At 34.2% G+C, this 6,131-nt stretch carries 4 protein-coding genes; 2 read left to right on the top strand and 2 right to left on the bottom strand.

Annotated elements, in window-relative coordinates:
• Positions 1-82: 82 nt before the first annotated feature.
• Entirely contained in the window at positions 83-268 is a 186-nt protein-coding gene (locus tag F6K22_RS28015; protein ID WP_293105673.1) for a hypothetical protein, read from the top strand.
• Between the two features lie 220 nt (positions 269-488).
• Here F6K22_RS28015 and F6K22_RS28010 read toward each other — a convergent pair whose 3' ends face one another.
• Both F6K22_RS28010 and F6K22_RS28005 read right to left on the bottom strand, forming a co-directional pair.
• Complete coding sequence (locus F6K22_RS28010; RefSeq protein WP_293105670.1) at positions 489-1,772, bottom strand: polysaccharide pyruvyl transferase family protein; 1,284 nt, start codon at positions 1,770-1,772, stop codon at positions 489-491.
• 892 nt (positions 1,773-2,664) lie between these two features.
• Positions 2,665-3,003, bottom strand: coding sequence for a hypothetical protein (locus F6K22_RS28005; protein WP_293105667.1), 339 nt, complete (start codon positions 3,001-3,003; stop codon positions 2,665-2,667).
• A gap of 580 nt (positions 3,004-3,583) precedes the next feature.
• Between F6K22_RS28005 and murJ the strand changes: the two genes are divergently transcribed.
• The gene (gene murJ, locus F6K22_RS28000; protein ID WP_293105664.1) at positions 3,584-5,203 is read left to right on the top strand and encodes a murein biosynthesis integral membrane protein MurJ; all 1,620 of its coding nucleotides are present in this window, start codon (positions 3,584-3,586) and stop codon (positions 5,201-5,203) included.
• Positions 5,204-6,131: the final 928 nt, after the last annotated feature.

Genomic DNA, 6,131 nt, shown 5'->3' with positions numbered 1-6,131 from the left:
AGGATTAACTTTGATACCTTTACGTTTTCCAGTACAAATCAAGGGGAAAAAGCAGTCCTTAGATGGCGAGGTTTCTCTCTGAATGCAGAGCCGCTCCGAAGTACGCCATATCCAATCTCCCCTAGAGAAAAGTGCTCTTGAATTTCCTTATATTCAATTCCCTCATGGTTTTAACCTTCTTGTAATTATCCATTATCCATTATCAATTAATGAAAGAGATTGTTGTAATGGTGTAGATGCTACATCTTTCAACCAAACTAATTCCTGATTTGTATCTAGCTTTCAATGTTTTTAACCTAATTACTAACACTAAAGCGGTATTATTATAGCATGGGTTGGTATTCATCCCGACGCTTCTTTACAGGAAAACGTGGGTCTTCTGCCAACCTTTATATAAATCAACGATTAGACAGTTTAGTTTCTCTTTTTAACCTAGAATTTTTCCTGAAATCAAATTAAGCCAAAAGTTGCCTTCAGCTAGAAAAAAATCAGATAATTGAAGTAAAGTTTGCTTGGGAAAGTTCTTTAACTTCATCAAGTTTACTTATAATTTGTTCGTGCAAACTTTGTCTTTGAGCGATTAATTTATGCACTAATTCCACTAACTCATTTTGATTAGGAACGAATAGTTTTTTCGGTTCGATAAATAAAGGTTCAAGGTTAAAGTGTTGGTAGAGACCTGCAAATTTTCCCTGATAAGTAATACAAGCAATTGGTGTACCCTGCCCTAAACAAGCAATGCCTAAGTGCATCCTACCAGTAAGTACACAATCTATATGTTTAACTATTGCCTTAATTTCTCTAGCTAAACAAGGAAAAGGAATTTTGAAACAGGATGAAGCAACTTCAGAGGGAAGACTTTCTATTACTTTTTTTGATAAAAAATTATCATTAAAACCACTAAATTTACGACGATCATGAGGTAAAAAAATAAAATTTAATTGCTGATTATCTTGGTGCAATTTTGTTATAGTTTCAGCTAAAACTTGAACCAAATCATTAGCTGTGATTCCCTCTAATTTTTTCAATAGTAGGATATGAATATTTATTCCCAAAACAATTTTATTTTGACTTTTCTGAGTATTAACCCATTCCAATACTCTAGCTAATTTCTCTGACTGTTCAGCAGGTTTTAATAAAAAAGCTAAGTCTGCTACTAAATTAACAGGGTGATAAATTGAATCAATTAATCTTTGATATGAAATTTTATCTCTTGCATTCAGCCCAACACTTGATGGTAATGCACTGAGTAATTGTTTGGAAATATTTGTTGGTTGACGATTACAACTGAAACCTAAAATTCCTGTTGAGCAACCAAGAAAAGAGGCTATTTCTGCCATTTTGACAGTTTTAAAAGTATAATAATTAGAATAATATCCATCCATCACATCTGCACCAAGAGCATAAAATCTTTCATATTGATTAACTTTCCAGCCTACGTATATAAAAGAGGCAATAAATTTATACCAACTTTGATACATAAAGAAATTTCTCAGACGTATATTCTCAATTATATCAACTGGATATGTCTGCTTATTAGTATGCTCTATAAGACTAATATTTTCTATTCCTTGTTTCCTTAGATAGTCTATCGAAGCGCAAACCATTGCTTCATCTCCTAAACTACCAGGAGCAGCAGGTGGCAGAATAATTGCCGAATTAGGAAGACGACGAACAAAACCAAATATACGAATAATCCACAGCAATAAAGCATAAGTGGAAATTAATAAAGAAGATATTGGCAAAAAAATTGTAAGCAATAAATCACTCATAATAATTCTCGAAAATAATTGTTTTGAATATTTTTCAGATATGAACAAGGTTCAGAAAGAGTTTAATAATTTATGGAAATTAAGGATATTTTTTCTAATTATTCCCAATTATCAATACTTCCTTGAGAGGCTTTCAGGGATACTGTTTAACCTTAAATTATTCAGGTAAATAACCAACTGTAATCATCATAATTACTAAATCAGAATCTGGAATTCCAGCAATCATTTTTATAGCGCTACTTGAATCGGGAATAGGGAATAGGTATGGAGGGAATAGTAAACGGTTAAAAGGTTTCAGGGTTTAGAAATGTCAAGAGCCTTAATGCGTAGTGCTATAGTTGCTTATCCTGTTTATTTTTAACACTCCAATTGAGACAAAAAGTTCCTAAACCAAGATAATGCAATCCATAAACTAATGACATAGAAAACATACCCGCATCAATCCAAACTTAATATCTTTCTCCTATAGAGGCAAAATGTTCTAAATTAGAGGTTAAAATTAATACTTTACTAGCTTTATCTCCAAAACCTCTATTGCCATTTTGACAAAAAAACCTTTTTTTTTTGCTTATTATTTTATTCACTAAAAGCATATACTCTACAGGATTGAAAATTACAAACAGAAAGTGTTTGTTGAGTCATTATTACCGAAAAATTAAGGTATAAAGCCTCTCCATTCATGGAGAAAAAAGCGGTTGAGGGATGGCGAGGTCTCCTCGCTTGCCTCCAATCAACCAAGAGAAGAAAAAAAATTCCTTTTAGGCAATCCTATCTGTTATCAGAAGAGGTAATAATTAATTATTAATTATTAATTGTTGAAGGCTTGTTCTATTAATGATAGCTCCACCTCTTCATCTGTGAATTTGCGGATACTATATCGAGAAGTAAAAAATTATCCAATATCAATTTTTGCTAATGCTTGAATATCAGATTTTTTGACTGTTTTAGTTCCACCCTCTTTTCCTAAGAGATGATTATTGAGGTTCCGGTTATTTTTAATTTGAGAAATAGTTTGATAAGCCGTCTCATTTGTCTCATTCTCTAAACCAAGTTCTAAATTAAAATCATAATATTCTTGTAAAGCATTAAGAGTAATCATTACAATTTCATCAGAACCATATTTATTTTGATATTCTGGTAAAAAACTGCTTAAACGTTTAATAACATCTTTTCCAAATCCCTTTCTAGACTGTTTCAAAGCCAAGCCTTTTTCCAGTCGGCGATCGTCCATAGTAATTAAGCTATTAAATTTGTTTGAGTGCTTATTTTATTACTTCCAGATGACCACTTAAAGAAACGTTTAAAATCAGAATAAAAATTGACAAACAATATCCAACCCTTAATATTTTTAATAATCCATAAACCAATGAAATTGTCAGTAACCATTCAGCTCAAGTCCAGTCAGTTGTCAGCAAATAATGAATAATTCCTTCTCAGGTTAAAGAAGCTTAATTTACCAGTTATAGTCATTTCAAATAATAATGAAACAGTTTTTTAGCTGAAACCCTTTAACAGCAAGAAATATTCGTCTCAATCTAAACTAAAATGACGATACTTTTAGTTCTCTCTCAATTTCAAAAGTTGCTTTTATTTCCTCCTATCAGTTATTAATTATAGCTAATAGCCAATAGCTGAATTATTATGATTGTCAGTTAAATACTCATAAACTATTTTGATAATTTGCTATATTTTTTTCATCATTCAGTTAACTCCTGAATAAAAAGCAGCAAAAAAAACAAACCTCCGGTTTCCTACCCCTGAATACCGAATCCTGATTAAACTTATTTAAACAACATTACTATATTCTACTCGTGTCTGAATCACAACCACAAAAAACTTCTCGTTCCCTAGCAGGAATAGCAGGTATCGTAGCAATAGCCACATTAATCAGTAAAATATTTGGCCTAGTACGTCAACAAGCGATCGCCGCAGCCTTCGGAGTAGGCGCCGCAGTAGACGCCTATAATTACGCCTACGTCATCCCTGGCTTTTTATTAGTCCTATTAGGAGGAATTAACGGACCATTTCATAGTGCCATAGTAAGTGTCTTAGCAAAACGGGATAACTCAGAAGCAGCACCACTAATAGAAACCATCACAACCTTAGTCGGTGGAGTCCTGTTATTCGTCACAGTTAGTCTGATTATTTTCGCCCATCCATTAATAGACCTAGTAGCACCAGGTTTAAGCCAAACAACAACAGGTCTAGAAATTCGAGAAATTGCCATCCAACAATTCCAAATTATGGCACCAATGGCATTATTAGCAGGATTAATAGGCATTGGTTTTGGCGCCCTTAATGCTGCGGATATATATTGGCTACCTTCCATTAGCCCACTATTTTCTAGCATAGCTTTAATAGGAGGAATTTTTATCTTAGCCCTACAACTAGGAGAAAAAATTATTCAACCAGAAAATGCCATGATGGGAGGCTTAGTTTTAGCCTGGGGCACCCTCATCGGAGCAATATTACAATGGTTAATTCAAGTTCCCGCATTGTGGCGAGCTGGTTTAGGAAAATTACGATTAAGATTTAATTTTCGACACCCAGGAGTACAAGAAATTACCAAAGTAATGATACCCGCAACCTTATCTTCTGGAATGCTACATATTAATGTTTATACAGACTTATTTTTTGCTTCTTATATTCCCCAAGCTGCTGCTTCATTAGCTTATTCTGGTTTATTGGTACAGACACCTTTGGGAATTATTTCTAATGTAATTTTAGTTCCATTTTTACCAATCTTTTCTCGATTAGCTGCACCGGAAAATTGGCAATATTTAAAATACCGAATTCGGCAAGCTTTGATATTAACAGGAATTACAATGTTGCCTTTAAGTGCAATTATGGTGACATTAGCTTTGCCTATTGTTAGGGTAGTTTATGAACGTTATGCTTTTGATTTATCTGCTTCAAAATTTGTCGCTTCCGTATTAATGGCTTATGCAGTGGGAATGTTTGTTTATTTAGGAAGAGATGTTTTAGTCAGAGTTTTTTATGCTTTGGGAGATGGAGAAACTCCTTTTAAGGTTAGTGTATTTAATATTTTTCTAAATGTGCTGTTAGATTATTTGTTAATTAATGCTTTTGGCGCTCCTGGTTTGGTATTGGCAACGGTGGGAGTAAATTTAATTTCAATGATAATTTTTCTCTTGTTATTAGATAGGAAATTAGGGGGTTTACCTTGGGGAGAATGGTTGATACTTTTTGCAGGTTTAATTGCTGGAACTTTGGCGACAGGTTTGGTTTGTTGGAGTGCGCTTTGGGGTTCTCAGTTAGTGTTGGGAAGTGAGGGATTTTTTGTGCAGTTATTAGAGCTTGGTTTGGCAAGTTTTTCGGGGTTAGGTATCTTTGGTTTGATAGTAATGAAAATGAATTTGCCAGAAGTAGATATTTTTGTTGGTCGAATTAGGCAGAAATTGGGAATTTGACTTGGCATCCTTATAGCTTTTATCTTTTTTTCTCCACTAATCAAGCGATCGCTAGTTCAACTATTACCTGTAAGTCACAAGTTAAAAGCTAAAGGTATTTTTAACTAGGTTTTTCCGAGAGAAACCTTAAATAGTTGGTGCTATGTATCGCATTAAGAAAAAGGTTGATATTTTTTATTCCTTTGCAACTACTACATCTATATATATAGGTCAAAAGTAGTCTTGATAATTTCCTCCGAGCTAGTGCTTCAGGAAATAAAAATACTATTTCCCTATACGCAATAGTCAGAAATTTCCCAACGAACCTTCCGATTCGAGTGCTTCAGGAAATGAAAATACTATTTCCCTATACGCAATAGTCAGAAATTTCACCACTCACCTGTGAGACGGAATTTTTCATTTCCTGAAGCTTCTATTTGCCAGAGTCGATAGTCGGAAAATTCATAAAACCCTCAGACTTTGAGTGCTTGAGAAAATGAAACTACTATTTCTCTATAGGCAATAGTCAGAAAATTCACCACTCATCTCTGAGACGGAATTTTTCATTTCCTGAAGCTTCTATTTACCAGAGGCGATCGTCGGAAAATTCACCACTCCCACCGAGTGCTTGAGAAAATGAAACTACTATTTCTCTATAGGCAATAATCAGAAATTTCACCACTCACCTGTGAGGCAGAACTTTTCATTTCCTGAAGCTTCTATTTGCCAGAGTCGATAGTCGGAAAATTCCACAACTCCCCCCGAGTGCTTGAGAAAATGAAACTACTATCTCTCCATACGCAATAGTCAAAAATTCACCACTCACCTCTGAGACGGAACTTTTCATTTCCTGAAGCTCTTATTCACCAGAGTCGATAGTCAGAAATTCCACAACTCCTCTCAGAGTCCGAGTGCTTGAGAAAATGAAACTACTATTTCCTCATACGCA

This window comes from Okeania sp. SIO2F4 (assembly GCF_010672385.1).
GTDB lineage: Bacteria > Cyanobacteriota > Cyanobacteriia > Cyanobacteriales > Microcoleaceae > Trichodesmium.
This window is presented reverse-complemented; position numbering and strand designations above follow the sequence as displayed.